22 protein-coding genes and 1 riboswitch are annotated in these 24,515 nt (G+C 74.5%); of the genes, 14 read left to right on the forward strand and 8 right to left on the reverse strand.

The genetic code is table 11. The features are described from left to right. Window positions 1-21 precede the first annotated feature (21 nt). The 3 genes from ACFY0O_RS06410 to ACFY0O_RS06420 all read left to right on the forward strand — a co-directional run bounded on the left by ACFY0O_RS06410 (window position 22) and on the right by ACFY0O_RS06420 (window position 1,892). Entirely contained in the window at window positions 22-255 is a 234-nt protein-coding gene (locus ACFY0O_RS06410; protein ID WP_125595359.1) for a hypothetical protein, read from the forward strand. 79 nt (window positions 256-334) lie between these two features. Continuing rightward, a complete protein-coding gene (locus ACFY0O_RS06415) occupies window positions 335-1,126 on the forward strand; it encodes an SURF1 family protein (protein WP_388943538.1) in 792 nt (263 codons plus the stop codon). A 10-nt stretch (window positions 1,127-1,136) separates the two neighbouring features. Beyond that, entirely contained in the window at window positions 1,137-1,892 is a 756-nt protein-coding gene (locus tag ACFY0O_RS06420) for an SDR family oxidoreductase (protein ID WP_358893096.1), read from the forward strand. Between the two features lie 198 nt (window positions 1,893-2,090). Here the strand turns inward: ACFY0O_RS06420 and ACFY0O_RS06425 are convergent, their stop codons facing one another. From ACFY0O_RS06425 to ACFY0O_RS06435, 3 genes are all read right to left on the reverse strand, one after another. After that, window positions 2,091-2,870, reverse strand: coding sequence for an enoyl-CoA hydratase/isomerase family protein (locus tag ACFY0O_RS06425; RefSeq protein ID WP_358893097.1), 780 nt, complete (start codon window positions 2,868-2,870; stop codon window positions 2,091-2,093). 193 nt (window positions 2,871-3,063) lie between these two features. After that, on the reverse strand, window positions 3,064-3,285 hold the full coding sequence (locus ACFY0O_RS06430) for a helix-turn-helix domain-containing protein (protein ID WP_007263382.1): 222 nt from the start codon (window positions 3,283-3,285) through the stop codon (window positions 3,064-3,066). A gap of 353 nt (window positions 3,286-3,638) precedes the next feature. Next, a complete protein-coding gene (locus ACFY0O_RS06435) occupies window positions 3,639-5,237 on the reverse strand; it encodes an ABC-F family ATP-binding cassette domain-containing protein (RefSeq protein ID WP_388943542.1) in 1,599 nt (532 codons plus the stop codon). Window positions 5,238-5,457: 220 nt separating this feature from the next. On the opposite strand from ACFY0O_RS06435, the gene ACFY0O_RS06440 reads away from it, so the two are divergent. Together ACFY0O_RS06440 and ACFY0O_RS06445 are read left to right on the forward strand one after the other, a co-directional pair. Then, window positions 5,458-6,348 (forward strand): neutral zinc metallopeptidase, encoded by an 891-nt coding sequence (locus tag ACFY0O_RS06440; protein WP_388943545.1) that lies wholly within the window; start codon window positions 5,458-5,460, stop codon window positions 6,346-6,348. 69 nt (window positions 6,349-6,417) lie between these two features. Beyond that, a complete protein-coding gene (locus tag ACFY0O_RS06445) occupies window positions 6,418-6,813 on the forward strand; it encodes a VOC family protein (protein ID WP_388943547.1) in 396 nt (131 codons plus the stop codon). A gap of 151 nt (window positions 6,814-6,964) precedes the next feature. Here ACFY0O_RS06445 and ACFY0O_RS06450 read toward each other — a convergent pair whose 3' ends face one another. Both ACFY0O_RS06450 and ACFY0O_RS06455 read right to left on the reverse strand, forming a co-directional pair. After that, window positions 6,965-8,392, reverse strand: a complete 1,428-nt coding sequence (locus ACFY0O_RS06450; RefSeq protein ID WP_388943549.1) for a hypothetical protein — start codon at window positions 8,390-8,392, stop codon at window positions 6,965-6,967. Between the two features lie 185 nt (window positions 8,393-8,577). Continuing rightward, complete coding sequence (locus ACFY0O_RS06455; protein WP_388943552.1) at window positions 8,578-9,708, reverse strand: alpha/beta hydrolase; 1,131 nt, start codon at window positions 9,706-9,708, stop codon at window positions 8,578-8,580. Between the two features lie 310 nt (window positions 9,709-10,018). Between ACFY0O_RS06455 and ACFY0O_RS06460 the strand changes: the two genes are divergently transcribed. The 7 genes from ACFY0O_RS06460 to ACFY0O_RS06490 all read left to right on the forward strand — a co-directional run bounded on the left by ACFY0O_RS06460 (window position 10,019) and on the right by ACFY0O_RS06490 (window position 18,689). Beyond that, window positions 10,019-11,287, forward strand: coding sequence for an anion permease (locus ACFY0O_RS06460; RefSeq protein ID WP_388943555.1), 1,269 nt, complete (start codon window positions 10,019-10,021; stop codon window positions 11,285-11,287). 28 nt (window positions 11,288-11,315) lie between these two features. Continuing rightward, the gene (locus ACFY0O_RS06465) at window positions 11,316-11,537 is read left to right on the forward strand and encodes a hypothetical protein (protein WP_358893103.1); all 222 of its coding nucleotides are present in this window, start codon (window positions 11,316-11,318) and stop codon (window positions 11,535-11,537) included. Window positions 11,538-11,733: 196 nt separating this feature from the next. Further along, a riboswitch (cobalamin riboswitch) is annotated at window positions 11,734-11,820 on the forward strand. A gap of 58 nt (window positions 11,821-11,878) precedes the next feature. Further along, window positions 11,879-12,841 carry a cobalamin biosynthesis protein gene (locus ACFY0O_RS06470; RefSeq protein ID WP_388943558.1) on the forward strand — a complete coding sequence of 321 codons (963 nt, stop codon included), beginning with the start codon at window positions 11,879-11,881 and terminating at the stop codon, window positions 12,839-12,841. Continuing rightward, on the forward strand, window positions 12,838-14,361 hold the full coding sequence (locus ACFY0O_RS06475) for a cobyric acid synthase (protein ID WP_388943561.1): 1,524 nt from the start codon (window positions 12,838-12,840) through the stop codon (window positions 14,359-14,361). The genes ACFY0O_RS06470 and ACFY0O_RS06475 overlap by 4 nt, the downstream gene beginning before the upstream one ends. A gap of 208 nt (window positions 14,362-14,569) precedes the next feature. Further along, window positions 14,570-16,687 (forward strand): putative cobaltochelatase, encoded by a 2,118-nt coding sequence (locus tag ACFY0O_RS06480; protein WP_388943563.1) that lies wholly within the window; start codon window positions 14,570-14,572, stop codon window positions 16,685-16,687. Next, window positions 16,687-17,286 carry a cob(I)yrinic acid a,c-diamide adenosyltransferase gene (gene cobO, locus ACFY0O_RS06485; protein WP_388943565.1) on the forward strand — a complete coding sequence of 200 codons (600 nt, stop codon included), beginning with the start codon at window positions 16,687-16,689 and terminating at the stop codon, window positions 17,284-17,286. The genes ACFY0O_RS06480 and cobO overlap by 1 nt, the downstream gene beginning before the upstream one ends. Beyond that, a complete protein-coding gene (locus ACFY0O_RS06490) occupies window positions 17,280-18,689 on the forward strand; it encodes a cobyrinate a,c-diamide synthase (protein WP_388943567.1) in 1,410 nt (469 codons plus the stop codon). Before cobO ends, ACFY0O_RS06490 begins: the two co-directional genes overlap by 7 nt. A gap of 20 nt (window positions 18,690-18,709) precedes the next feature. Here the strand turns inward: ACFY0O_RS06490 and ACFY0O_RS06495 are convergent, their stop codons facing one another. Then, the gene (locus ACFY0O_RS06495) at window positions 18,710-19,459 is read right to left on the reverse strand and encodes a ZIP family metal transporter (protein WP_388943570.1); all 750 of its coding nucleotides are present in this window, start codon (window positions 19,457-19,459) and stop codon (window positions 18,710-18,712) included. Window positions 19,460-19,575: 116 nt separating this feature from the next. Between ACFY0O_RS06495 and cobC the strand changes: the two genes are divergently transcribed. Then, complete coding sequence (gene cobC / locus ACFY0O_RS06500; protein WP_388943572.1) at window positions 19,576-20,997, forward strand: Rv2231c family pyridoxal phosphate-dependent protein CobC; 1,422 nt, start codon at window positions 19,576-19,578, stop codon at window positions 20,995-20,997. A 77-nt stretch (window positions 20,998-21,074) separates the two neighbouring features. Here the strand turns inward: cobC and ACFY0O_RS06505 are convergent, their stop codons facing one another. Next, a complete protein-coding gene (locus ACFY0O_RS06505; RefSeq protein ID WP_388943575.1) occupies window positions 21,075-21,983 on the reverse strand; it encodes an SCO1860 family LAETG-anchored protein in 909 nt (302 codons plus the stop codon). Between the two features lie 305 nt (window positions 21,984-22,288). Beyond that, window positions 22,289-23,383, reverse strand: a complete 1,095-nt coding sequence (locus ACFY0O_RS06510; protein WP_388943578.1) for an amidohydrolase family protein — start codon at window positions 23,381-23,383, stop codon at window positions 22,289-22,291. 64 nt (window positions 23,384-23,447) lie between these two features. Between ACFY0O_RS06510 and ACFY0O_RS06515 the strand changes: the two genes are divergently transcribed. Beyond that, window positions 23,448-24,515, forward strand: a complete 1,068-nt coding sequence (locus tag ACFY0O_RS06515; RefSeq protein WP_388944489.1) for a pyridoxal-phosphate-dependent aminotransferase family protein — start codon at window positions 23,448-23,450, stop codon at window positions 24,513-24,515.

A 24,515-nucleotide genomic window follows, 5' to 3' on the forward strand; every position in this document is an offset into this window, starting at 1 on the left:
GGCCCGCGAACCATGCGGCGCATGGCACGTTGTGAGGTCTGCGGAAACGACTACGGCATGTCCTTCGAGGTGCACGCGCAGGGCGCGGTGCACGTCTTCGACTGCTTCTCCTGCGCCATCCACCGGATGGCGCCGATCTGCGAACACTGCCGGGTCCAGATCATCGGGCAGGGCGTGGAGGTCGAGGGACAGTGGTACTGCGGCGGGCACTGCGCCCGCGCGGAGGGGAAGGTGGGCATCGTCGACCGCGTCTGACCCGTCCCGTTCCTCCCCTTCCACCCCGGAAGGCCACCCGGCCTCCGGGGCCCTTTCCCTTGCGGGTACCGTCATGGGCGTGTACCGCTTCTTGCTGACCCGGCAGTGGGTGTGCCTCACCCTCATCGCCCTCGTCCTCATCCCCGTGATGATCAAGCTGGGGTTCTGGCAGTACCACCGCCATGAGCACCGGGTCGCCCAGAACGAGCTGATCGCGAAGAACCTGTCCGCGAAGCCGGTGCCGGTGACCGAGGTCACCTCGCCCGGCCACACCGTCCCGCGCTCCGACTACTGGCGTGCCGTCACGGCCACCGGTACGTACGACTCCGCGCACGAGGTCGTCGTGCGGATGCGCACCTCGAACGACGACAAGGTCGGCTTCCAGGTCGTGACCCCGCTCGTGCTGGGTGACGGACGGGTGGTGCTGGTCAACCGGGGCTGGGTCCCCGGCGGCGACGACCCGACCGCCTACCCGCCCGTGCCGGCCGCGCCGTCGGGCGAGGTGACGGTCAACGGACGGCTCAAGGCCGACGAGACCAGCGGGGGCAGCGGGATCAAGGACCGCAAGGGCCTGCCCGAACGCCAGGTGATGCTGGTCAACAGCGAGCAGCAGGCCGCCTACCTGGGCAAGCCGGTGCTCGGCGGCTACCTGGAACTCACCTCGCCGCTGCCGCCGAGCGGCGGCCCCGAGGCGGTGGCCGAGCCCGACCACGACTCGATCGGCCCGCACATGGCCTACGCCGTGCAGTGGTGGCTGTTCGCCGCCGCCGTGCCGGTGGGCTGGCTGATCCTGGTACGCCGGGAGCGGCGGGACCTGGAGGCGGCGGCCGGGGCGGCGCAGACCATGTCGCCGGAGCCCGCTTCCGCGTAGGTTGGGCGGCATGGATCTTGGACTGAAGGACCGTGTCTACATCGTCACCGGCGCCACCCGTGGCCTCGGCTTCGCGTCCGCGCGGGAACTGGCCGCGGACGGCGCGAAGGTACTGCTGACCGGACGGGACGAGAAGCGGGCGGCCGCCGCGGCCGCCGAACTGGGGCCGGACGCGGTGGGCCTGGCCGCCGACAACGCCGACGCGGGGGCCGCGGAGCGGCTGGTGGCGGAGGCCAAGGAGCGGTTCGGGCGGCTCGACGGCATCCTCATCAGCGTCGGCGGACCGGCGCCGGGCGGCGCGCTGGACAACACCGACGAGCAGTGGGCGTCGGCGTTCGAGTCGGTGTTCCTGGGCGCGGTGCGGCTGGCCCGGGCGGCGGCCGCGGAGCTGGGCGAGGGCGGGGTCATCGGCTTCGTCCTGTCGGGCTCGGTGCACGAGCCGATCCCCGGCCTGACGATCTCCAACGGCCTGCGGCCGGGGCTGGCGGGCTTCGCGAAGTCCCTGTCGGTGGAGCTGGGGCCGCGCGGGATCCGCGTGATCGGGCTGCTGCCGGCGCGGATCGAGACCGACCGGGTGCGGGAGCTGGACGCGCTGTCCGGGGACGCGGAGGCCGCGCGGGCCGGGCACGAGTCCCGGATCCCGCTGCGGCGGTACGGCACGCCGGAGGAGTTCGGGCGCACGGCGGCGTTCCTCCTCTCGCCGGCGGCCTCGTACCTCACGGGCGTCATGCTCCCCGTCGACGGCGGCTCCCGCCACGGCTTCTGACCCCACGACCCCCGCGCAGCGGCAACGGTCCGCGGACGACGGCGGCGCCCAGCCAAGGGCAGCAGCCCCGCCCGACCCCCGCCGGACGGAGTCCGGCGCAGCGCTGCGAAGCCGGGGAGGCCGCCTGCGGCCGAGCCGCGCGAGCGGCGCGAGCGGCGCGAGCGGCGCGAGCGGCGCGAGCGGCGCGTTGAAAAATGGTCAGTCGGAGAGGCCCGCCAGGTCGCGGAGGCGGCGGGCCTGGGCGGCGCGCTCGGCGACCCGCTGGTCGTCGTACGTGCGCGCCCGCGCACCCCGCAGCAGTGCCTTCGTCTCGATGACGGCATCACGCGGCGGCGCCAGCAGCGCGGTGGTGAGGTCCTGGACGGCCGCGTCCAGCTCGTCGGCCGGGACGACCAGGTTCGCCAGCCCCACCCGCTCGGCCTCCTCCGCGTGCACGAAGCGGCCCGTCGCGCAGATCTCGAGCGCGCGGGCGTAGCCGACCAGATCGGTCAGCGGCTGGGTGCCGGCCAGGTCGGGGACCAGACCCAGGCTGGTCTCGCGCATGGCGAACTGCACGTCGTCCGCGACGACCCGCAGGTCGCACGCGAGTGCGAGCTGGAAGCCGGCGCCGATCGCGTGCCCCTGCACGGCGGCGATGGAGACGACGTCATTGCGCCGCCACCAGGTGAAAGCCTCCTGGTACTCGGCGATCGTGGCGTCGAGCAGTTCGTCGGAACCGCGCGCCAGATCGAGGAAGGACGGCTCGCCCTCGAACCCCTCGGGGGTGAACGCCTGCCGGTCGAGCCCTGCGGAGAAGGACTTGCCCTCGCCGCGCAGCACGACGACCCGGACCGTGCCGGGCAGCGACCGTCCGGCCTCCGCCAACGCCCGCCAGAGCGCGGGGGACTGAGCGTTTCGCTTGGCCGGATTGGTCAGCGTCACCGTGGCGACCGTGTCGTCGATGGTGAGCCGTACGCCATCCTTGTCGAGCAGAGCCATCTGGTGCCTCCGGTGTGCAGTCGTGGCCGGACGCCCGGCCTAAGTGACTGCACAGTAACCACCCAGCCGACCGAGCGGCCGACCGGGGGTCACCGGAAGAACCATGCGTGGAACAGAAACAGAACGGAACGAACGAAACGAAACGGAGCTGTCGGACGGTCCTCGGCACCGCCCCGGCCCGGTTGGGCCAGGGTCAGGCCGCGGCCGCCTTCTTGCCGCGCGTCGCGCCACCGCGACCACGCAGCGTGACTCCGGACTCGCTGAGCATCCGGTGGACGAATCCGTAGGACCGGCCGGTCTCTTCGGCCAGCGCCCGGATACTCGCACCGGAGTCGTACTTCTTCTTCAGGTCTGCCGCGAGCTTGTCGCGCGCGGCGCCGGTCACCCGGCTGCCCTTCTTCAGAGTCTCGGCCACCCGTGCCTCCTCATGGGAAGTGCGCTCTGTGCTTCTCATGATCACCCCTCCCCGGCTTCCTGGCCACCCATTCAGCAAGGTCGGTCCGGCGGCATTTCCCGGTCCATGGACGGCCGAGCAGAACGGAATCTGCTCTTCCGCAGCATGACCTCCATCACATTCCTCCGTCACCGAGAGGAATCACCAGGTCAGGGGCCAGGCGCCGGAAACGGCCGACCCCGGCCGCGGATCCGTGAGGATGCGGCCGGGGTCGCTGTACAGAGGTCGGCGGTACGAGACCGTCTCACTCAGATGATGGATCACGTCTGCGCCGAATGATCCATACGGGACTGGATCAACCCGGCGGGAGGGGATCAGGCGAGGGCGACCAGGTCCCGGTAGTCCGGGCCCCAGAGGTCCTCGACCCCGTCCGGGAGCAGGATGATCCGCTCCGGCTCCAGGGCCTCCACGGCGCCCTCGTCGTGGGTGACGAGGATGACCGCGCCCTTGTACGTGCGCAGCGCGCCGAGGATCTCCTCGCGGCTGGCCGGGTCGAGGTTGTTGGTGGGCTCGTCGAGGAGCAGCACGTTGGCCGAGGAGACGACCAGGGTGGCCAGGGCCAGACGGGTCTTCTCGCCGCCGGAGAGCACGCCCGCGGGCTTGTCCACGTCGTCGCCGGAGAAGAGGAAGGAGCCCAGCGTCTTGCGCACGTCGACCAGGTCGAGGTCGGGGGCGGAGGAGCGCATGTTCTCCAGGACCGTGCGGTCCGGGTCGAGCGTCTCGTGCTCCTGCGCGTAGTAGCCGAGCTTGAGGCCGTGGCCGGGGGTGACCTGGCCGGTGTCGGGCTGCTCGGCGCCCGCCAGCAGGCGCAGCAGGGTGGTCTTGCCGGCGCCGTTGAGGCCGAGGATGACGACCCGGGAGCCCTTGTCGATGGCCAGGTCGACGTCGGTGAAGATCTCCAGGGAGCCGTAGGACTTCGACAGGCCCTCGGCGGTCAGCGGGGTCTTGCCGCAGGGCGCCGGGTCCGGGAAGCGGAGCTTGGCGACCTTGTCGGAGACGCGGACCGCCTCCAGGCCGGAGAGCAGGCGCTCGGCGCGCTTGGCCATGTTCTGGGCGGCGACGGTCTTGGTCGCCTTGGCGCGCATCTTGTCGGCCTGCGAGTTCAGGGCCGCGGCCTTCTTCTCGGCGTTCTGGCGCTCGCGCTTGCGGCGCTTCTCGTCGGCCTCGCGCTGCTGCTGGTAGAGCTTCCAGCCCATGTTGTAGATGTCGATGACCGAGCGGTTGGCGTCGAGGTAGAAGACCTTGTTGACCACGGTCTCGACCAGGTCGACGTCGTGGGAGATCACGACGAAGCCGCCGCGGTAGTTCTTCAGGTAGTCGCGCAGCCAGATGATCGAGTCGGCGTCGAGGTGGTTCGTGGGCTCGTCGAGGAGCAGGGTGTCGGCGTCCGAGAAGAGGATCCGGGCGAGCTCGACGCGGCGGCGCTGGCCGCCGGAGAGGGTGTGCAGCGGCTGGCCGAGGACCCGGTCGGGGAGGCTGAGGGCGGCGGAGATGGTCGCGGCCTCGGACTCGGCGGCGTACCCGCCCTTGGTGAGGAACTCGGTCTCCTGGCGCTCGTACTGGCGCAGGGCCTTCTCGCGGGTGGCGCCGGCGCCGGTGGCGATGCGCTCCTCGTTCATCCGCATCTTCTTGATCAGGACGTCGAGGCCGCGGGCGGAGAGGATCCGGTCGCGGGCCAGGACGTCGAGGTCACCGGTGCGGGGGTCCTGCGGGAGGTAGCCGACCTCGCCCGAACGGGTGATGCTGCCGGCGGCGGGCTGGCCCTCGCCGGCGAGGCACTTGGTGAGGGTGGTCTTGCCGGCTCCGTTGCGGCCGACGAGGCCGATGCGGTCGCCCTTGGCGATGCGGAAGGAAGCGGACTCGATGAGGACGCGGGCGCCGGCGCGCAGCTCGATGCCGGTGGCGGTGATCACGGAAATACTCCAGGGCGGTATGGACGGCGGAAGAGGGGGGCGGGACGCGCGTTCTTCGACGCCGCTAATCCGCGAGGAGATTTGCCATGAAGCCATTCTAACGGGGGTGCGCAACCACTTTTCGGTGCCCGGCCCTCACCCGTTCGGCCCAGGGGTCACGCCGGGCGGGCGGGGCACGTATCAGGATGAAGGGGTTGGCCACGCGTGGAGGGCGGTGCGCATGCAGTTCGACGACGACGCGGATCTGGACACGTCCGAGGTCAAGGACGTACGGAACAGCCGCATCCCGGGCGGGCGGGCCACCATCGGCGGTGGGGTCGTCGGACTGATCGCCCTGGTCCTGGGCCTGCTCTTCGGCGTGGGACCGGACCAGCTGGGGCTGTCGGACGGGAGTCCGCAGCCGGTCTCGACGAGTTCCTCGGCCGCGCAGGTGCAGCAGAGCTGCAAGAAGGGCAGGGACGCCAACACGCGGGAGGACTGCCGGCTCGTGGCCGTGGTGAACAGCACACAGGACTTCTGGCGGCAGGAGTTCCAGCGGCGCGGCGGGAAGTACACCCCGGCATCGACGGTCTTCTTCACCGGTCAGGTGAACACCGCCTGCGGGGCGGCCAGCAAGGCGGTCGGCCCCTTCTACTGCCCGGCCGACCGGCAGGTCTACCTGGACCTGGGCTTCTTCGAGGACCTGCGGACCAAGTTCGGGGCGACCGGCGGCCCCTTCGCCCAGGCGTACGTGATCGCCCACGAGTACGGGCACCACATCCAGAACCTGATGGGGACCCTGGCCCGGGCCCAGAACGGGCAGACGGGCGCGAACAGCAACGCGGTGAAGGTGGAGCTCCAAGCCGACTGCTATGCCGGGGTGTGGGCGCACAACGCGACGCGGACCCCGGACGAGTCCACGGGGCGGCCGCTGATCAAGAGCCTCACGGACGCGGACATCCGGGACGGGCTGAACGCGGCGGCGTCGGTGGGCGACGACCGGATCCAGGAGAGGTTCCAGGGCCGGGTGACCCCGGAGTCCTGGACGCACGGGTCGGCGGAGCAGCGGCAGCAGTGGTTCTACCAGGGCTACCGCACGGGCGACATGGCCCAGTGCAACACCTTCCGCTGAGTGTCAGTGGCGCCTGCCATGCTGTGACGTGGATCACTTGGGTCACCGTCACGAGAGGGAGTGATCGTCATGGCAGGCGTTCCGTCCATCTACCCCGCGCTGCTGTACCGCGACGCGAAGGCAGCGATCCAGCAGCTCACCGAGGCCTTCGGGTTCACCCAGGTCGCGGTCTACGAGGGCGACGACGGTTCGGTGATGCATGCGGAGCTGGCGTACGGCAACGGTGCGGTGATGCTGGGGAGCAAGGGGCGCGGCGGGGTCTTCGACAAGGTCATGGAGAAGGCCGGGCCGTCGGGGGTCTACATCGTCGTCGACGACGTGGACGCCCATCACCGGCGGGCGGCCGAGCACGGCGTGGAGATCCTCATGCCGCCCACCGACCAGGACTACGGCTCACGGGACTACATGGCCCGCGACACCGAGGGCAACCTCTGGAGCTTCGGCACGTACGCCCCCCAACTCTGACCGCCCCGGCCCCTCAGGGGCACGTGGAACCGCGCGACCAGCCAGCCACCCCAGGGGCGCGGGGAACCGCGCGACCAGCCACGCACGGCCCGCAGGCCGCCACCGGCGGATCCACCCACGGCGCGGGGTCCGGCAAAGGCCCGGCCAGGGCTCACGCTCCGCCGGTGTGGACCTGGAAGGCGGCCCGTCGGACCGCCTTGGCCAGGGCCGGGTCGGGGTGGGCGGCGGCCAGCGCGACCAGGACCTGCACGGTGCGCGGGTGTCCGACGGCGCGGACCTCGTCGAGCAGCCGCGGCACGGTGGTGCGGACGGCGGAGTCCAGGTGGCGGGCGAGCAGGTCGGCCTCGCCGTGGTCGGCGATGGCCGCCGCCGTGTCCACCCAGAGCCAGGTCGACTCCTCGGGCGTGAGGACGTCCTGGGCGTCGTCCGGGTCCACCCCGTCGTGCTCGGCGAGCCAGAGCAGGGCGTACGGCCGCAGGGCGGGCTCCCGTACGGCCGCGCGCACCTCGGGTTCGGCGGGGGCGCCGACCACGCGCAGGGCCTCGAAGGCGAGGCCGCGCAGCAGGGCGTCCTCGCCCCGGGCCGCGTGCAGCAGCTCGCTGACGGCGTGGCCGACGGGCCGGGCGGCGAGCCAGGCCTGGTACTCGGCGCGGGCGGGGCCGGGGGTGAGCCGGGCGCAGCCGTGCAGCATGGCGGCGGCGGACTGCTCGATGTTGCCGGCCGGGCTCTGGGCGGCGACGCAGATCTGCTCCAGCTTGACCCAGACGGCCCAGCTGCCGAGGGGGGTCAGGGTGGCCCGTGCGGGGCCGAGGGTGACGGCGTCCACGGCGGCGAGTCCGCCCAGCGCCCAGCGCAGCAGCCGGGCGATCGGCAGGGGGCGCGGCTCCGGCGCCGCTGCCGGGCCGGGGGCCGGCTCCGGGGCCGGCTCCGCGTCGTAGGGGACCTCGCAGCGCTCGTCGCGCAGTTCGGTGACGCGCTGCCCGAGGAGGTCCAGCAGGTCCGGGACGGTCACCGGACCGGCGGACAGCTGGAGCAGGGAGAGCAGCTGCGGCATCGCCTCGACCACTTCGGCGACGGCCGAGGGTGCGATGTCGGCGGGGGCCGGGTGGACGAGGGACCAGGCGTCGAAGAGGGCGACCCAGCCGCGCAGCACGGCGGTGTCGTCCCGGTCCCAGGCCCGCAGCCGCCAGCCGGGGCGGGCCTGCTCGCCGTGCACCTCGACGAGGCCGGAGAGGCGGGCGCGGTCCCAGCCGACCCGGATCTGGCCGTGCGTCAGGTGCAGGTCCGCGGCGGCCCGTTCGACGTCGACGGCGTGCAGGGCGGCCGCGGGCGCGGGGCGGCCCCCCTCGCCGGTGCCGAGGTTCAGTTCGGCCCAGCGGGCCAGCCGTACCGCGTCGGCGAGGGACGCACGGGCGCGGTTCGCCAGGTCTGCCGTGGCGGGGGTGCCCGCCGGGGGCCGGGTGGACGGCCGGGTTCGCCGGTCGGTCACCGCCTTGCGCGCCGTGGCGACGGAGCGCGGGGAGACGAGTCGGAGTCTGGAGTCGCGAGCCAACTGCTCATCAGGCTTTCGGGACGTCACGGAAGCAGTCTCGCCCGTCACTGGCCGAAAGCCCAAACGGAACGGGTCATTTCCACAGGTCATGGGGTGGAGGAACCGGGACAGACCGCCCACCCTGTCCCGTCTGCCACACCGCCTTCACTCCAGCGCCACAAGACACCTCCCGGAACTCCTCTTCCATGGAGCCCCACGGGCTCCCCGCGTGCTCACATGAGCGAGGTGAGGAAGCGGCGCAGCGCCTCCTCGTAGCGGGCCGGGTCGGCGTTCCACATCGCCCCGTGCGCGGCGTCCGGGACGGTGTGCAGGGTGACGAGGTCGGGCCGGGTTGCGGCGAGCCGGCGGGAGGGCTCCCAGGGGGCGAGGGTGTCGTCGGGCCCGTGGAAGATCAGTACGGGCAGGCGGACGGCGCCGGGGTCCGCGAAGGGGGCCCGGTGTCCGGCCCGCAGCCCGGCGCGGCCCTCGGCGGCCCGGACGGCGAGCGGGAGCAGCGGGGCCGGGGTGCGGTGGGCCGCGGCGAGGTTGCGCAGGGTGGTGTGCCAGTCCAGGACGGGCGAGTCGAGCACCAGCCCGGCGATCCGTCCGGCCAGGGCCGAGTTCTCCACGGCCCGCACGGCCATGGCTGCCCCGGTGGACCAGCCGTGCAGGACGATGCGCCTGGCCCCGTAGCGCAGGGCGTAGCGGATGGCGGCGTCCAGGTCCCGCCACTCGGACTCGCCGAGATGGCCGAGGCCGTCCGGGGAGGCGGGGGCGCCCAGGTCGCCCCGGTAGCCGAGGGAGAGCACCGGGAGGCGCAGACGGTGCAGGAAGGGCATGACCACCATCGGGTGCTCCCGGCCGGCGCCGAGCCCGTGGACGGTGATGACCCAGGTCTGGCGGGCGCCGGGCAGGAACCAGGCGGGGAGCGCGCCGAGTTCCCCGGGGACGTCCACGTCGGCGTGCTCCAGGCCGAGGGCGGTGCGCGGGTTGCCCGAGTACACCTGCGGGGTGAGGGTGACGCGGGTGCCGGGGTCGAGGGCGCCGTGGCTGACGCGCAGCAGGCGGCGTACGACGGTGGCGGGGTCGTGCGGGATCCCGTCGAGGACCGGGCCGACGGCCGCGTGGATCCCGGGGGCGGTCAGGCCGTGGACGCCGGGGCGCAGGGAGGCCAGCGAGCGGGTGAGGACCACCCGGTCTCCGTCGGCGGAGTGGACGCTCAGCCGGGGGGCGCCGGGCAGCGGGCGGCCCGGTTCGGACCTGAGGGCGGCGCCGGCGGCGTACCGGCCGGCCAGGGCCGCGGCCGCTCCGGCACCGATCAGGGTCGTCGTGACGGCAGCGGCCGTCGCAGTGGCGGTGCGCACCGCTCCAGTGTCGGGGCGCGCGGGCCCGGTGGCCACCGGAGGGCCCGGCGGGCGGGCGCCGACCGGGCGGAGTGATCTAGCTCTCTTCGGCCGCCGCGGCGGGGGCCGGAACGGGCCCGGGCGGCCCTCCGGCAGGTTCCGTTTACCCGCTCCTGACGTGCATGAATGGCGATAACTACGAAAGAATCGGGACGAAGGGCCTGATGGGAGGCCCGGAAGGGACACCACCCCGCCGGAGTCAGTTCATCTTCCGTTCACCCAGGTTGCCTACGGTCGGCGAGCCACTGACGCCAAACAGAAGCCTGGGTAAATGGAGCACATAACGCTTCTCCTCGGGATCGTGATCATCACCGCTCTCGTGTTCGACTTCACGAACGGTTTCCACGACACGGCCAACGCGATGGCCACCACCATCTCGACCGGCGCCCTCAAGCCCAAGACGGCGGTGGCCATGTCCGCCGTGCTCAACCTCGTCGGCGCGTTCATGTCCGTGGAGGTCGCCAAGACGATCTCCAAGGGTCTCGTCAACGAAGAGGGCATCCAGCCCGAAGTGATCTTCGCCGCGCTCGTCGGCGCGATCCTCTGGAACCTGGTCACCTGGCTGGTCGGACTGCCCTCCAGCTCCTCGCACGCCCTGATGGGCGGCCTGATCGGTGCCGCGGTCGCCTCCGCCGGCCTCGGCGCGGTCAACGGCAGCGTCGTCGTCACCAAGGTGCTCATCCCCGCCGTCGCCGCCCCGATCGTGGCCGGCGTGGCCTCGATGCTGGCCGCCAAGGTCACCTACAAGCTGAACGGCAAGGTCGGCGAGAAGACCTCCGCCAAGGGCTACAAGGCGGGTCAGATCGCCTCGGCCGGTCTCGTCTCCCTCGCGCACGGCACCAACGACGCGCAGAAGACGATGGGCATCATCACCCTGGCCCTGGTCGCCGGTGGCGCCCTCGCCCCCGGCTCGAACCCCCCGGTCTGGGTCATCGTCTCCGCCGGCATGGCGATCGCGATGGGCACCTACCTGGGCGGCTGGCGCATCATCCGCACCCTGGGCAGCGGCCTGACCGACCTCCACCCGCAGCAGGGCTTCGCCGCCCAGACCTCCGCCGCGAGCGTCATCCTGGCCTCCTCCCACCTCGGCTTCTCCCTCTCCACCACCCACGCCTGCTCCGGCGCGGTGATGGGCGCGGGCCTGGGCCGCAAGGGCGGTGTGGTCCGCTGGTCCACCGCCACCCGGATGTTCGTCGCGTGGGGCCTGACCCTGCCGGCCGCCGCCCTGGTCTCCGCGGGCGCCGAGCTGGTCATGCGCACGGGTGACATCGGCGTCGCCGCCGTCGCCCTCTTCCTCGTCGCCTCCTGCGTGGCCATCTGGCTGATCTCGCGCCGCCAGGTCGTCGACCACACCAACGTCAACGGCGCCGACGCCGAAGAGGCCGAGCAGCCCGGCGTGGTCACCACCGCCATCGCCGCCGTGGCCGTCCCCCCGGCCGCCGGCACCACCGCCGCGGTGACCGACGAGGACCTCAAGGCCACCATCCCGGCCGCCACGGCGAGCCCGCAGGCCCCGACGGCTCCGGCCGCCGCGGTCTGATCCCGAGAACGACAGAGGAACCGTCAGCATGAAGATCGACTGGGCAGCACTCGGCTCCGTCTTCGGGGTCAGCCTCTCCGCGACCGTCGCCCTCGTGGCCCTGTTCAGCCTGGGCCTGGTGGGCCTCTCCAAGCACGAGGCCGCCACCGAGCAGGGCGGCACCGCCGCCCTGGCCCGCAGCGGCGCCTACGCCTGCTTCGCGCTCTGCGCCGCGGCCGTGGCCTACGGCATCTACCTGATCGTCGCCTGAGACCCACCCCGTCTCCGCGCGGCGGCACCGCGTACGAAGGCTCCCCCCGGGAATCCCGGGGGGAGTTTTCGCGTACCCGCCGCCCCGGCCGCCCCCGGCCGCCCGCCGGTCGTCCCCCGTCCCACCGCAGGTCAACGGCAAGTTGACGGGCGTTCGCGGAGCGTGGTGGACTGCCCGAGCCAATACGGCGGCATGGAGAGGAAGTCCGGTGCGAATCCGGCGCGGTCCCGCCACTGTCACCGGGGAACGCACGCGGCGCGTGCGCCCCGGGAGCCAGGAACTCTCGCCGCCGGACACGTCGAACCAGGGCGCGGACCCTGAGTGAGGACATACCTGCCACCATGCGTGCCGACCGCGTCTTCGCGTACGGCGTCACGGCGGGCCTGATCGGCGACCGGATCCTCGGGGATCCGCGCCGCGGGCACCCCGTGGCCGCCTTCGGACGAGCCGCCGCCGCCGTGGAGCGCGCCCTGTGGCGCGACGACCGCGCCCGGGGCGTCCTGCACACCCTCGTATGCGCCGGCGCGGCCGCCGCCGTCGGAGCGCTGGGCGCACGCGCCGTGCGCTCCCGGCCCGCGGCCGCCCGGATCGCCCTGACCGCCACCGCCACCTGGGCCGTCGTCGGCGGCACCAGCCTCGGCCGGGAGGCCCGCGCCATCGGCGGGGCACTCGCCGCCGGGGACGCCGAAGTGGCCCGCGAACGCCTCCCCCACCTGTGCGGGCGCGACCCCCAGGCCCTGGACGAGCAGCAGATGGCCCGGGCCGTCGTGGAGTCCGTCGCGGAGAACACCTCCGACGCGGTCGTCGGGGCCCTGGTGTGGGGGGCCGTCGCCGGGGTGCCCGGGCTGCTGGCCTTCCGTGCCGTGAACACCCTGGACGCGATGGTCGGGCACAAGTCGCCCCGCCACCTGCGCTACGGCTGGGCCTCCGCCCGGCTGGACGACCTCGCCGGCTGGCCCGGGGCCCGGCTGACGGCCCTCGCCGCCGTGGCCGCCGGGCCCGACCGGCGCGGAGCGCTGCGGGCCTGGCGCGCGGACGCCGCCGCCCACCCCAGCCCCAACGCCGGCCCGGTCGAGGCCTCCTTCGCCGGGGCGCTCGGCGTCCGGCTGGGCGGCACCCTCTCCTACGCGGGACGGGTCGAGCACCGGGCCGTGCTCAACGGGGAGAGCGGGCGGCCCGTGGAGGTCGCGGACATCGAACGGGCGGTACGGCTGTCGCGGCGGGTGACCTGGCTGGCGCTGGGCGCCTGCGTGGCGGTCCGCTGTGCCGTGGCGGCGGCGAGGACGAGGAGGGGACGGGCATGAGCGGCGGTACGAGGCGCGGCGGGGGTCTGCTGGTCGCGGGGACGACGTCCGACGCGGGCAAGAGCGTGGTCACGGCGGGCATCTGCCGATGGCTGGCCCGCCAGGGCGTGAAGGTGGCCCCGTTCAAGGCGCAGAACATGTCGCTGAACTCCTTCGTGACCCGCGAGGGCGCCGAGATCGGCCGGGCCCAGGCGATGCAGGCGCAGGCCGCGCGGGTGGAGCCGACGGCGCTGATGAACCCGGTCCTGCTCAAGCCCGGCAGTGACCGCAGCAGCCAGGTGGTGCTGCTGGGCAAGCCGGTGGGCGAGATGAGCGCCCGCGGCTACCACGGCGGGCGGCAGGAGCAGCTCCTCGGGATCGTCACGGACTGCCTGGAGCAGCTGCGGGGCACGTATGACGCCGTGATCTGCGAGGGGGCGGGCAGTCCGGCCGAGATCAACCTGCGCCGGACCGACATCGTGAACATGGGCATCGCGCGGGCCGCGCGGTTCCCGGTGGTCGTCGTCGGCGACATCGACCGGGGTGGCGTCTTCGCCTCGTTCTTCGGGACGACGGCCCTGCTGTCGCCGGAGGACCAGTCGCTGATCGCCGGGTACATGGTCAACAAGTTCCGCGGCGACGTGTCCCTGCTGGAGCCGGGCATGGAGATGCTCCGCTCCCTCACCGGCCGGGGCACGTACGGCGTCCTCCCCTTCCGGCACGGGCTGGGCATCGACGAGGAGGACGGGCTGCGGGTCTCGCTGCGCGGCGCGGTCCGCGAGTCGGTCGTCGCCCCGCCGGTCGGGGAGGACGTGCTGCGGGTCGCGGTCTGCGCGGTGCCGCTGATGTCGAACTTCACCGACGTCGACGCGCTCGCGGCGGAACCGGGCGTGGTCGTGCGGTTCGTGGACCGGGCCGAGGAACTGGCCGACGCGGACCTGGTCGTCGTACCGGGTACGCGCGGCACGGTGAAGGCGCTGGAGTGGCTGCGGGAGCGGGGACTGGCCGACGCGCTGGCCCGGCGCGCCGCCGAGGGCCGCCCGGTGCTGGGCATCTGCGGCGGGTTCCAGGCGCTGGGCGAGCACATCGAGGACGAGGTCGAGTCGAAGGCCGGCTCGGTCGCGGGGCTGGGGCTGCTGCCGGTGCGGGTCCGCTTCGCGGTGGAGAAGACCCTGGCGCGGCCGGTCGGCACGGCGCTGGGCGAGGAGGTGTCCGGCTACGAGATCCACCATGGCGTGGCCGAAGTCCTGGGCGGGGAGCCGTTCCTGGACGGGTGCCGGGTGGGGTCGGTGTGGGGCACGCACTGGCACGGCTCGCTGGAGTCGGACGGCTTCCGCCGGGCGTTCCTCCGCGAGGTGGCCACCGCCGCGGGCCGCCGCTTCGTCCCGGCCCCGTCCACCTCCTTCTCCGCCCTGCGGGAGGCACAGCTCGACCTGCTGGGCGACCTGATCGAGGAACACGCCGACACGCGTGCGCTGCTTCAGCTGATCGAGTCCGGTGCCCCGGCGGGCCTCCCGTTCCTCCCCCCGGGCGCCCCGTGAGTGCGGCGGCCCTGCGGGGCTGCTCCCCGCGCACCATCCAGCCCCGCCGGCGTTTGAGGCGCGGGGGTCCGGGGGCGGAGCCCCCGGGATACGGAGAAAGGGCGGGGCGGGGAGCGGCTCCGCGCAGCGGCACCTCCGCCCCCGGCCACCGCACCACCACCCCCGATAGCCCGCGCAAGCACACCCGCACAGGAGGAGTGAGCAACCCATGAGCACCCCCTACCCGTTCACCGCAGTGGTCGGCCAGTCCGACCTGCGGCTGGCGCTCCTGCTCAACGCCGTGAGCCCGGCGGTCGGCGGTGTGCTCGTGCGCGGTGAGAAGGGCACCGCCAAGTCCACCGCCGTCCGCGCCCTGTCCGCCCTGCTCCCCCACGTGGACGTCGTCCCCGGCTGCCGGTTCTCCTGCGCGCCCGCCGCGCCCGACCCGGCCTGCCCCGACGGCCCGCACGAGAGCGGCCCCGGCACCGACCGCCCCGCGCGAATGGTCGAACTGCCCGTCGGCGCCTCCGAGGACCGCCTCGTCGGCGCCCTCGACATCGAACGCGCCCTCGCCGAGGGCGTGAAGGCCTTCGAGCCGGGCCTGCTCGCCGACGCGCACCGCGGGATCCTCTACGTGGACGAGGTCAACCTCCTCCACGACCACCTCATCGACCTCCTCCTCGACGCGGCCGCGATGGGCGCCTCGTACGTGGAGCGCGAGGGCGTCTCCGTGCGGCACGCCGCCCGCTTCCTCCTCGTCGGCACCATGAACCCCGAGGAGGGCGAGCTGCGCCCGCAGCTCCTCGACCGGTTCGGGCTGACCGTCGAGGTCGCGGCCTCCCGGGAGCCCGCGCAGCGCGTCGAGGTGGTGCGCCGCCGCCTCGCGTACGAGGACGACCCCGCCGGCTTCGCCGCCCGCTGGGCCGGGGACGAGAGCGAGGTGCGCGCCCGGGTGGTGGCGGCGCGGGCGCTGCTCCCGCAGGTGGCGCTCGGGGACACCGCGCTGCTCCAGATCGCCGCCACCTGCGCCGGCTTCGAGGTCGACGGCATGCGCGCCGACATCGTGATGGCCCGTACGGCGACAGCCCTGGCCGCCTGGGCCGGACGGACCTCCGTCCTCAAGGAGGACGTCCGGCAGGCGGCGTTGCTGGCGCTGCCGCACCGCCGACGCCGCAACCCGTTCGACGCCCCCGGCCTGGACGAGGACAAGCTGGACGAGATCCTCGACGGCTTCCCCGACGAGGAGCCGGAGCCCGACCCGGAGCCGGACGGCCCGGACGGCCCCGACGGCAACGGCGGAGGCCCCGACGGCAACGGCGGAGGCGACGGCGGCAACGGCGGAGGCGACGGCGGGGTGCCCCCGCAGAGCGGCGGTCCCGAGACGGGGCACGCGCCCGACGCCCCGGAGCCGCAGGAGGCACCCGAGGCCCAGCCCTCCGCCCCCCGGGGCGGGACGGGCGGGGCCGAACAGGCCGCCGTGGCGGCCGCCGAGCCGTTCCGCACCAAGATGCTCAGCGTGCCCGGCCTCGGCGAGGGCGCGGCCGGGCGGCGCTCGCGGGCCCGTACCGCGCACGGCCGCACCACCGGCGCCCAGCGCCCCCGCGGCCAGCTGACGAAGCTGCACCTGGCGGCCACCGTGCACGCCGCCGCCCCGCACCAGAAGGCGCGCGGCCGCTCCGGCCCCGGCCTCGTCGTGCGCAAGGACGACCTGCGCCAGGCGACCCGGGAGGGCCGCGAGGGCAACCTCGTGCTGTTCTGCGTCGACGCCTCCGGCTCGATGGCCGCCCGGCAGCGGATGAGCGCGGTCAAGGGCGCGGTGCTCTCCCTGCTGTTGGACGCCTACCAGCGCCGGGACAAGGTCGGCCTGATCACCTTCCGCGGGGCGGGCGCCGAACTGGCGCTGCCGCCCACCTCCTCGGTGGACGCGGCCGCCGCCCGCCTGGAGAAGCTGCCGACCGGCGGCCGCACGCCGCTCGGCCCGGGCCTGCTCAAGGCCCACGAGGTGCTGCGCATCGAGCGGCTGCGGGACCCCTCCCGGCGCCCGCTGCTGGTGGTCGTCACCGACGGGCGGGCCACCTCGGCCGGGGCCGTGGGCGGCGATCCGCGCGAGCTGTCGGGGCGCAGCGCCCGGCTGCTGGCCGCCGAGGGCGTCGCCTCGGTGGTCGTGGACTGCGAGTCCGGGCCGGTGCGGCTGGGGCTCGCCGGGGCGCTGGCCGCCGATCTGGGCGCGCCCGCCGTGTCCCTCGACGGGCTGCGGGCCGACTCGCTGGCCGGGCTCGTCAAGAACGTACGTACCGCAGTGACCCACACTGCGTCCCCCAACAGCGTCTCCAGGAGGGCCGCCTAATGCCGCAGGGACAGCCGACCGTCGTTCCCGACGACGGGCTCACGACGCGCCAGCGCCGCAACCGTCCGCTCGTCTTCGTCCACACCGGACCGGGCAAGGGCAAGTCGACGGCCGCGTTCGGCCTGGCGCTGCGCGCGTGGAACCAGGGTTGGCCGATCGGGGTGTTCCAGTTCGTCAAGTCGGCGAAGTGGAAGGTCGGCGAGGAGAACGCGCTGAAGGTGCTGGGCGCCTCCGGTGAGGGCGGCTCCGTCGTCTGGCACAAGATGGGCGAGGGCTGGTCCTGGGTGCAGCGCGACGCGCAGCTCGACAACGAGCAGGCGGCCAAGGAGGGCTGGGAGCAGGTCAAGCGCGACCTCGCGGCCGAGACGCACAAGCTGTACGTGCTGGACGAGTTCGCGTACCCGATGCACTGGGGCTGGATCGACGTGGACGAGGTGATCGAGGTGCTCCGCAACCGGCCCGGTACCCAGCACGTGGTCATCACCGGCCGCAACGCCCCCGAGAAGCTGCTGGCGTTCGCGGACCTGGTCACCGAGATGACCAAGGTCAAGCACCCGATGGACGCCGGCCAGAAGGGCCAGAAGGGCATCGAGTGGTGACCTCGTCCACTGTGCCGCGGCTGGTCGTCGCCGCGCCGTCCTCCGGCAGCGGCAAGACCACCGTGGCGACGGGCCTGATGGCGGCGTTCGCGGAGCGCGGCCTGGCCGTGTCCCCGCACAAGGCCGGGCCCGACTACATCGACCCCGGCTACCACGCGCTGGCCACGGGCCGGCCCGGGCGCAACCTCGACGCGTTCATGTGCGGGCCGGAGCTGGTGGCCCCGCTGTTCGCGCACGGCGCCGCCGGCTGCGACCTCGCGGTGGTCGAGGGCGTGATGGGGCTCTACGACGGGGCCGCGGGGCGGGGCGAGCTGGCGTCGACGGCGCAGGTGGCGAAGTTGCTGCGGGCGCCGGTGGTGCTGGTGGTCGACGCCTCCTCGCAGTCCCGCTCGGTGGCGGCGCTGGTACACGGCTTCGCCTCGTTCGACCCCCAGGTGCGGTTGGGCGGGGTGATCCTGAACAAGGTCGGCTCCGACCGGCACGAGGCGATGCTCCGGGAGGCCCTGGAGGAGGCCGGGATGCCGGTCCTCGGCGTCCTGCGGCGGGCTCCGCAGGTGGCGACCCCGTCCCGGCACCTGGGCCTGGTCCCGGTGGCGGAGCGGCGGGCCGACGCGCTGGCGGCGGTGGCGGCCCTGGCGGACCAGGTCCGCGCGGGCTGCGACCTGGACGCCCTGCTGGCCCTGGCGCGCACGGCCCCGCCGCTGGCGTGCGAGGCGTGGTCGCCGCAGGCCGCTGCCTCCGCCCCGCCGGCGACGGGGGCGCGGAGTCCGGGGCGGAGCCCCCTCGTCGCCGTGGCGGGCGGCCCCGCGTTCACCTTCTCCTACGCCGAGCACGCGGAGCTGCTGCGTGCCGCCGGCGCGGAGGTGGTCACGTTCGACCCGCTGAACGACGAGGCGCTGCCCGCCGGCACGAGCGGGCTCGTGATAGGCGGCGGCTTCCCCGAGGTGTACGCCCCGGAGCTGTCGGCGAACGAGCCGCTGCGCGCGGCCGTCGCCGCCTTCGCCGCGGCCGGCGGGCCGGTCGCGGCGGAGTGCGCCGGGCTGCTGTACCTGGCGCGGTCCCTGGACGGGAAGCCCATGTGCGGGGTGCTCGACGCCGACGCCCGGATGTCGGAGCGGCTCACGCTCGGCTACCGGGAGGCGGTGGCGGTGTCGGACAGCCCCCTCGCGGCGGCCGGCACCCGGCTGCGGGGGCACGAGTTCCACCGGACGGTGGTCGAGCCGGGTTCCGGGGCCGCTCCGGCCTGGGGGTTCACGCATCCCGAGCGCCGTGTCGAGGGCTTCGTCCAGGGGAACGTGCACGCCAGCTACCTGCACACGCACTGGGCGGCACAGCCCTCCGTGGCCTCCCGGTTCGCCGCGGCCGCGGCGGACTTCGCGGCGGCCGCAGCGGCCCGCCCGTGATGGCGGAGGGCCCCGTCCGCTCAGTCGGCGAGGCCGACCACGAGCCAGATGCCGGCCACCCCGCCCACCGTGCACATCAGCGTGGACAGGGCGGGGTGCTCGTGGTGCGCCTCGGGCAGGATCTCGGCGGCCGCCAGGTACAGCAGTGCCCCGCCGAAGAAGCCGAGGTACGCCCCGAGCGGTTCCTCCGGGAGGGTGAACAGCGCGGTGGACGCGGCGCCCACGACGGGTGCCGCGGCGTCCGCGAAGAGCATCATCAGCGCCTTGCGGCGGGCGTTCCCGTAGAGCGTGGTGAGGGTGTAGGTGTTGAACCCGTCGGCGAAGTCGTGGGTGACGACGGCCAGGGCGACGGCCACGCCCATCCCGCCGCCGACCTGGAAGGCGACGCCGAGGGCCACGCCGTCGGCGAGGCTGTGGCCGACCATGGCCGCGGCGGCGGTGAGCCCGACCTGCGGCGCGCGGCCGCCGTGCTCGTGCCCGTGACCTGCGCCGTTGCTCCCGCCGTGCGCGGCCTGCCGCACGGCGAGCAGGCGTTCCACCAGGTGGGCGACGAGGAACCCGGCGACGAACAGCAGCAGGGCGAGCGGGACCCCGAAGACGTCCCGGCCCGCGGCGTGCAGCGCCTCCGGGAGCAGGTCCAGGCCCACCACGCCGAGCATCAGCCCGCCGGCCAGGCCGAGGACCAGGTGGCGCCGGTCGGTGACGCGTTGCGCCGTCCAGCCGCCCGCCAGCGTCATCAGGAACGCGCCCAGAGCCACGATCACCGCCATGTGCCCCTGGATACCGACTGGCGGCGCCGCGCGCACTTCCGCCGCGCGGGTGGCGGACGCCACCGTGATGACGACAGACGACAGACGACGGACACCAGTACGGAGGGAGGACCCCGGTGGGCGAGTACGTGACGCGGCTGGTGGTCGGGGTGGGCGGACGCGCGGGGGTTTCCGTGGCGGAGGTCTGCGCGCTGGTCGAGGAGACCCTGCGCGGGGCCGGACTGTCCGCCGGGGCGGTGACGGCGCTGGCCACGGTGGACTCGAAGACCCTGGAGCCCGGGATCGCGGGTGCGGCGGAACGTTTCGGCGTGCCGTTGGTGGGCTATCCCGCCGAGGAGCTCGCGCGGATCCCCGTCCCGCACCCCTCGCCGGCCGTGCGCGAGGCGGCGGGGACCGCCTCGGTGGCGGAGGCGGCGGCGCTGGCGGGCGGCGGGGAGCTGCTCGTGCCCAAGCGGCGTTCGGTGGCGGCGACCTGCGCGGTGGCCACCGTCGAGGAGCACGACCTGCGCCACCACGGGGACGCGGAGGTGGCCGACGCGGGCGACGGGCTCGTGGACCTCGCGGTGAACGTGCGCTCGGACACACCGCCGGAGTGGCTCAAGCAGCGGATCGCGGCCTCCCTGGGGGACCTCGCGGCCTACCCGGACGGCCGTGCGGCCCGGGCGGCGGTGGCGCGGCGGCACGGGCTGCCGGTCGAGCGGGTCCTGCTGACGGCGGGGGCGGCGGAGGCGTTCGTGCTGATCGCGCGGGCGCTGGACGCGGAGCGGCCGGTGGTGGTGCACCCGCAGTTCACCGAGCCGGAGGCGGCCCTGCGGGACGCCGGGCACCGGGTGGAGCGGGTGCTGCTGCGGCCCGAGGACGGGTTCCGGCTGGACCCGGCGGCGGTGCCGGAGGAGGCGGACCTGGTGGTGGTGGGCAACCCCACCAACCCGACGTCGGTCCTGCACCCGGCGGCGACGCTGGCCGCGCTGGCCCGGCCCGGGCGGACCCTGGTGGTGGACGAGGCCTTCATGGACGCCGTCCCGGGCGAACGGGAGGCGCTGGCCGGACGGATGGACGTGCCGGGGCTGGTGGTGCTGCGGAGCCTGACGAAGACGTGGGGGCTGGCGGGGCTGCGGATCGGCTACGTGCTGGCGGAGCCCGAGGTGATCGCGAAACTGGCGGCGGCGCAGCCGCTGTGGCCGGTGTCGACGCCGGCGCTGGTGGCGGCGGAGGCGTGTGTGGCGCCGGAGGCGCTGGAGGAGGCGGAGGCGGCGGCCCGGCGGATCGCGGTGGACCGGGCGCACCTGCTGGCGGGGCTGGCCGAGTTCGAGGAGGTCACCGTCTGCGGGGTGGCCGAGGGGCCGTTCGTCCTGGTCCGCGTCCCCGGCGCGGCGGAGGTCCGCACCCGGCTGCGGGCGCTGGGCTTCGCGGTGCGGCGGGGCGACACGTTCCCGGGGCTGGACGACTCATGGCTACGGCTGGCCGTCCGCGACCGGGCCACGACGGGCCGCCTCCTCCAGGCCCTGGACCACGCCCTGGCGCTGTCCGCGCGGTGAGGTGACCCTGCGGGGGGGGCGGGGCGGCACGGGACAGCGCACCGGTGCGGGGTGTTCGGGCCGCCCCGCCGCCGGGGTTACGAGCTGCGGCCGCGACGGGTCAGGACGAGGGCGCCCGCGCCGGTGCCGAGCAGGAGCAGGGCGCCGCCCGCGACCCACGGGGTGACCGAAGCGGCGCCGGTCTCGGCGAGGTTGCCCTGGGTGGAGCCCGCCAGGGCGGTCTGGGGTTTGACGTCCGGCTTGGCGTCGGGCGTGGCGGCGGGGGGCGCGGCCGTCTTCGGGGACGCGCAGTGCGCCTCGGCCAGGACCACCTCGCCGTCGACCTGGGCCACGTTGAGGTTCAGCGGGTTCACCGACACCTTGAGGCGGAGCGCGGCCGCCGCGGCGGTGGTGGAGGTGGTCTGCGTGCCGGACAGCTCCAGGGAGACCGAGCCCACGCCCGGGACCTCGACCTTGGTGGGGCCGCCGGGGGTCAGGGTGACCTTCTTGCCGAGGGCGGTGACGGTGCCCAGGACGTTGCTGGTGGCGACCGGCTTGCGGCCGGCTTCGCAGTCGGCCTCGGAGGTGACCTTCTCGACCTCGATGAGGGACAGCGCGGGCAGGCCCGGGACGTGGACGCGGGCGTGGGCGAGGTTCGCCTCGGCGCGGGCGCCGGTCTCGTCGGCGGTGGCCTTGGCGGTGGCGACGTCCGCCTTGAGGACGTTCACCGGCTGCCCCTGCTCGGCTCCGTCGAGGGTCACCGTGAGGGCCGTCTTCTCGGCCGCGGCGGGGGCGGTGACCTCGTTGAGGGTGGCCTTCAGGGGGAGGTGCACGGCCTTGTTGAGGAGGCCCACGTCCAGTCCGGTGCGCAGGACGACGGCTCCGGAGGTGCCCTGGCCGGCGCCGCTGCCGCCGTCCGTGGCGAGGGCGGGCGGCGCGGCGATCAGGGCTACCGCCCCCGTGGCGAGCAGAACGGCCGCGGGCATGCGGAAGGTGTTGCTGTTCAAGATGGTGGAACCCCCGGGGAGATGGGTGCCGTGGCGGCGCCAATGGGGGACATCGCGCGCGCCGACGGCTTCGACGCCCCGAAGTCTTTACGCACTGTGGGTGAACGGGCAGCCACCTGGCGTGAGTTCACCCCAACGGGTGGTTTCCATGCGCGTATTCGATTTGTGGCGCCTCATACGGCACACGAGTTCCCCGCCGTCCCGCCCCGGCCGGTGGAACCGCCGGTTTTCAGACAGTGATAACGACAGCGGGGGCCGCCGCGTTACGACGCGTCAACCCCGCACCGCCGCGGCGCCGTTGCGGCTCAGGCGCGGACCGTCCCGTTCACGACGACGCGCTCCGGCCGGGCCAGCACGCGTACGTCCTCGCGCGGGTCGGAGCCGTAGACCACCAGGTCGGCGGGGGCGCCCTCGGCCAGCCCGGGCCTGCCGAGCCACTCGCGGGCCGCCCAGGCCGTCGCCGAGAGGGCGTCGAGCGCCGGGATCCCGGCCTTGACGAGCTCCTGCACCTCGGCGGCGACCAGGCCGTGCGGCAGGGAGCCGCCCGCGTCGGTGCCGACGTACACCCCGATGCCCGCGTCCCAGGCCGCGCGCACGGTGTCGTAGCGCCGCTCGTGGAGCCTGCGCATGTGCGCCGACCAGCGGGGGAACTTGGCCTCGCCGCCCGCCGCCAGCTTCGGGAAGGTGGCGATGTTGACGAGGGTGGGGACGATCGCGACACCGCGCTCGGCGAAGAGGGGGATGGTGTCCTCCGTCAGGCCGGTGGCGTGCTCGATGCAGTCGATGCCCGCCTCGACCAGGTCGCGCAGCGAGTCCTCCGCGAAGCAGTGCGCGGTGACCCGGGCGCCCAGCCGGTGGGCCTCGGCGATGGCCGCCTCGACCTCGGGGCGCGGCCAGCAGGCCGTCAGGTCCCCGGCGTCGCGGTCGATCCAGTCGCCCACCAGCTTGACCCAGCCGTCGCCGCGCCGGGCCTCCCGGGCCACGTACTCGACGAGCTGCGGCGGCTCGATCTCGTGCGCGTAGTTGCGGATGTAGCGGCGGGTGCGGGCGATGTGCCGGCCTGCCCGGACGACCTTGGGGAGGTCCTCGCGGTCGTCGATCCAGCGGGTGTCGGAGGGGGAGCCCGCGTCACGGATGAGGAGGGTGCCGGCGTCCCGGTCGGTGAGGGCCTGCTGTTCGGCCGTCGCGGCGTCGACCGGGCCGTGGGCGTCGAGGCCGACGTGGCAGTGCGCGTCGACCAGGCCGGGCAGGACCCAGCCGGTGACGGTGGTGACCTCGCGGGCGGCGGCCGGCCGCTCGTAGGTGACCCGTCCGCCGACCACCCAGAGCTCGTCGTGGACCTCGTGGGGCCCGGCGAGCACGCGTCCCTTCACATGGAGCACACCGCTGTGATCACTCATGTCCGCACTGTACGTGCGCGCTGGGTAGGCTCGGCCGGTGACCCCGGACGAAGAGAGCACCGCCGTGACCCACCCCCTGCTGGACCTTCCGCCGATGACCGCCGAGCGCTTCGCCGCCGTCGAGCGGGGCGTCGCGCGGCTGCTGGACACCCGGCACGACGTGGTGATCACCCAGGGCGAGGCGCTGCTGCCGCTGGAGGGCTGCATCCGCTCGGGGGCGCGGCCGGGTTCGACCGCGCTGAACGTCGTCACCGGCCCGTACGGGACCACGTTCGGCAACTGGCTGCGCGACGCCGGGGCGAAGGTCGTGGACCTGGCGGTGCCGTTCGACACGGCGGTGAGCGGGGAGCAGGTGGCCCGCGCGCTGGCGGAGCACCCGGAGATCGACTTCGTCTCGCTGGTGCACGCCGAGGCGGCCACCGGGAACACCAACCCGGTCGCGGAGATCGGCGAGGCCGTACGGGCGCACGGGGCGCTGTTCATGCTGGACGCGGTGGCCTCGGTGGGCGCCGAGCCGCTGCTGCCGGACGCGTGGGGCGTGGACCTGTGCGTGATCGGCGGGCAGAAGGCGATGGGCGGCCCGGCGGGGGTCTCGGCGGTGTCGGTGAGCGAGCGGGCGTGGGAGCGGTTCGCGGCCAACCCGGCCGCGCCCCGGCGCTCGTACCTCTCCCTGCTGGACTGGAAGGAGCGCTGGATCGACGGGGGCCGCAAGACGCTGCTGCACGCCCCGGCGCAGCTGGAGATGCTGGCGCTGGAGGCCTGCCTGGACCGGATCGCGGCGGAGGGGCTGGAGGGCGTCCTCGGTCGGCACGCGGCGGCCGCGCGGGCCACCCGCGCGGGCGCGGCCGCGCTCGGCCTGGCTCCGTGGGTGGGGGACCCGGCGCAGGCGGCCCCGGTGGCGACGACGCTGCGGGTGCCGGACGCCGCGCGGGTGGTGGCCGGGGCCCTGGCCGCGGACCCGTCGGTTCCACTGGCGGCGGGCGGTGGGGCGCTGGCGCAGGAGATGGTACGGGTCAACCACTACGGCCCGGCGGCCTCGCCCGAGGCGGTCGTGGCGTCGCTGCGCGCCCTGGCGTCGGCCCTGTCGGTGGCGCCGGAGGCGGCCGTGGAGGCGGCGTCGGCGGCCTGGTAG

The sequence above is a fragment of the Streptomyces sp. NPDC001594 genome (assembly GCF_042893675.1).
Taxonomy (GTDB): Bacteria; Actinomycetota; Actinomycetes; order Streptomycetales; family Streptomycetaceae; genus Streptomyces.